Source organism: Tunicatimonas sp. (assembly GCF_049647865.1).
GTDB lineage: Bacteria > Bacteroidota > Bacteroidia > Cytophagales > Cyclobacteriaceae > Tunicatimonas.
Window position 1 is genome coordinate 1 of record NZ_JBARYM010000507.1, and the last position, 3178, is coordinate 3178.

At 52.4% G+C, this 3178-nt stretch carries 2 protein-coding genes; one reads left to right on the top strand and one right to left on the bottom strand.

The genetic code is table 11. The annotated features are described in order from the left end of the window. The first annotated feature begins 549 nt into the window (after nt 1-549). A complete protein-coding gene (locus WBA23_RS14930) occupies nt 550-1194 on the top strand; it encodes a hypothetical protein (protein WP_424583080.1) in 645 nt (214 codons plus the stop codon). A gap of 62 nt (nt 1195-1256) precedes the next feature. Here WBA23_RS14930 and WBA23_RS14935 read toward each other — a convergent pair whose 3' ends face one another. Further along, nucleotides 1257-2720 (bottom strand): Gfo/Idh/MocA family protein, encoded by a 1464-nt coding sequence (locus tag WBA23_RS14935; protein WP_424583081.1) that lies wholly within the window; start codon nt 2718-2720, stop codon nt 1257-1259. Nucleotides 2721-3178 lie beyond the last annotated feature (458 nt).

Sequence of the window (3178 nt, forward strand, 5' to 3'; positions counted from 1 at the left end):
CGCACTGGTACAGTGCCGGTGTTTATGCTTAACATGCTTAGCAAAGACCTGGAGCACGCGCTGCGCAACCTGCGGAAAACAAAAGCACTGGGCATGCCTATCAAGTACGTGGAGCTGGGCAACGAACTATACTTCAACCTTCCGTTGCCGAATCAGAAGTATCCTACTCCGGAGATTTACGGGGATAGCTGTCAGCGCTGGATTGCGGCTATCAAAGCAGAGTTTCCGGCCGCGCAGTGTGCGGTGGTGGGCAGTTACCTGACCCGCCACGATCGACAGATCGACTGGACCCGGCGCGTGCTGCGGCACTGCGACAACGCCGACGCAGTCACGTTTCACCAGTACAGTCCTTCCGGACTGGATGGTCGGCGAGAAAGGAAGCGGATTACCGCGGGCACCGAGGGCACCGGTGATCGCAGCACCGCTACCCGCCAAGGTCCTGTTGCCCCGGAAGCGCGGCAGGTGTGGGAACGGAAGCAGCTACAGGACCCCGCCGCCCTGGCCAATCTGCTCACCACCACCCAACAAAGTGCGCAGACCTATCGAAAGATGAAGCTGCCGCCTGGGATGCCTATCTGGGCAACGGAGTTTAACATGCGCGACGACCGCTCGGTGGTATTGCACAGTTGGAGCCATGCCCTTGTGCTTACGATGTACTACCTGGAGTTTCTAAACAGTCCGGTGACGCTTACCAGCGTTCATAATTTGGTCGGGCAACTCTTCGGGCAGATTCACACTGACACCGCTAATTTTTCGCACCTCGCGGGGCAGAAGGTAGCCTCGGTACCCAATACGCTAACCGCCGGGGGCATCGCCACGAGTTTGTTGGCCAGGGTGACCAAGGATGCAACCCAAGCCGCTCCGCTGGTCATGGAAGGAGTGCCTCTCTTGCGGGATGACCGGGGGGCCACCGTAGCCTCCGTACAGGGATGGACCTTTGAGGACGGCGACCACCGCAAAACGCTACTGCTCGTGAACTTTGGCTACGAAGTGCAGCACGCGGCGTGGCCCGCCGGGCTACCCCAGGGGGCGGTTACCTCCTTCTGGGCCGATTTGTCGCACCCCATCAACGGCTGGGAAAGCGTGACAAGCAAACAGCAAGAAGTGAGCAACCGAACCGTCGAGTTGCCTCCCCATTCTATTTCCATTGTTCAAGCTGATAATTACCGTCGACTTTCTTGCAGAAGCTATTAGGATCTAACCGTATAATCTTCTACCGACTAATCCTCCAAAAATTATTCTAAAAGAAGACTTAACTAAACCTCCCAGCCATCGCGGTAATCTCGGCCTACAAACTGGTTAGCATCTTTTAGATTGGTGATTTTCATATTTTCGCCATCCCATAGTAGTTTTTTGCGACCGTAGTATTCTACTTTTCTACCTTCACCTTTGCGAAGCATGTAGCTGCGAATGGCCAAGTTACCCATCAGCACCGTTTCGGTCATAGGGCCTGCGTAGTCGAAGGAAGAAGTGAGCCCTTGGTGTTCGGGGCTATCAAATCCGGCTTTACAGGCATCTACCCACTTTCGTTGGTGACCGTACTCTGGTTCTTCGTTATCTTCGGTTTCGGGACCAAACTCGGTAGTGCCATCGTTGAGGTACAGCTTAGGCATGAGGGGAGAGCTATCGTTAATGTTGGTTGAAATCAATCCTTTTTCACCCATAATCAATACTCCGTTGGCACTATTGGCCCCACCAATGTCATGATCCGCCGGAATAATTTCTGGATGGGAAGGGCGGATGCCACCGTCGCTCCAAGTCATTTCAATCGGAGATTTACTTTTTTCGGTTTCATCAAAATGAAGGGTGATAAAGGAAGAGGGGGGGCAGCCCTTCGGGTGATAGTCGGGCGTCCACATCTGACTAAATACCGAGCTCACACTACACTCTGCATCCGTTGGGTATTTTAAGCCCAATGTTCGGAAGGGAATATCGATCAGATGGCAGCCTACGTCGCCCAGTGCCCCGGTGCCGTAGTCCCACCAGCCCCGCCAATTGAATGGATGTAAATTAGGCGTGAACGGACGCTCTTCTGCGGGGCCTAACCACAGGTTCCAGTGCAAATCATCGGGTTTTGCGCTGGCATCCGGTTCGGGCATTTCACCGCCCTGGGGCCACACCGGACGGTTCGTCCATACTTGTACTTTAGAAATTTCACCCAGCTTGCCGGAATCTACCCACTTTTGCACCATGCCCAGCAGTGGGTTAGAACCACCCTGGTTGCCCATTTGACTTACGATTTTCTTTTCTCGGGCCATCTCGGTTAGCATCCGCGCTTCGCGAATGTTATGGGTCATCGGTTTTTGCACGTACACATGAATGCCTCGTTCCATGGCGTAAGCCGCCGCGGGGCCGTGTACGTGGTCGGGAGTAGAAATAGTGACCGCATCAATATCCGATTCAGCGTCTAGCATCTCCCGGTAGTCGGCATAAAGCTTAGCTTTGGGAAATCGCTCTACCGATGCTTTGGCTGATCCGGCAAAATCTACGTCGCACAAAGCGACTACTCTTTCTTGGCCTTTCACCGAGGCGTGATTGATATCGCTAGCTCCTTTTCCTCCGGCACCAATCGCCGCGAGGTTAAGTTGATCGCTGGGAGCGATGTAGCCCACACCCCCCAGTACATTCCGGGGGACTAGAAAGAAAGAAGAAGCTACAGCACTTTGTTTAATAAATGATCGGCGGGAGGCATTGGCCGAACGTTCTTTGTCATGATTCATATTAAGTAGGTTTTAAAGTTGTTGTGAGTATTTAGTGAGCAGATAGGTAGCATTATTTTTGACTATCTATTAGCTACTATCAAAAATAACTGCTTTTTGGTGAAAAGCTAGTGGGCTCGATAATTCTTTACTTTGGGGGTGGAGAGTTATCTTGTCAGCACTAGCTTTTCCCATACTAAGTAGAAGGCAAACAAAGCCGTCTACCCATTAGCAAATTTCGTGGCTCATAGTGTAACTGCACCGCGAGGATAGTGTTACGCCCGCCCTCCCGATGGAAATATAGGGCAAATGCCCTATTGCTAGAAAAACAACGCGCGGGTACCTTGCCGTAGACGATGCGTTCTATTTCACCTTCTCGATTTGCTTACAGCGGGTGGGGTTGGCCAAGGGATGCCTTACGGAAGTTAACGATACCCAAATTAAGCGCTAGACGATCTACCCTCCAATCAGATATTAAC

What these genes read in the sequence shown, in the direction of transcription:
- WBA23_RS14930 (WP_424583080.1), top strand. Translation starts at nt 550, where the DNA reads ATGAAGCTGCCGCCTGGGATGCCTATCTGGGCAACGGAGTTTAACATG.
- WBA23_RS14935 (WP_424583081.1), bottom strand. Translation starts at nt 2,720, where the DNA reads ATGAATCATGACAAAGAACGTTCGGCCAATGCCTCCCGCCGATCATTT.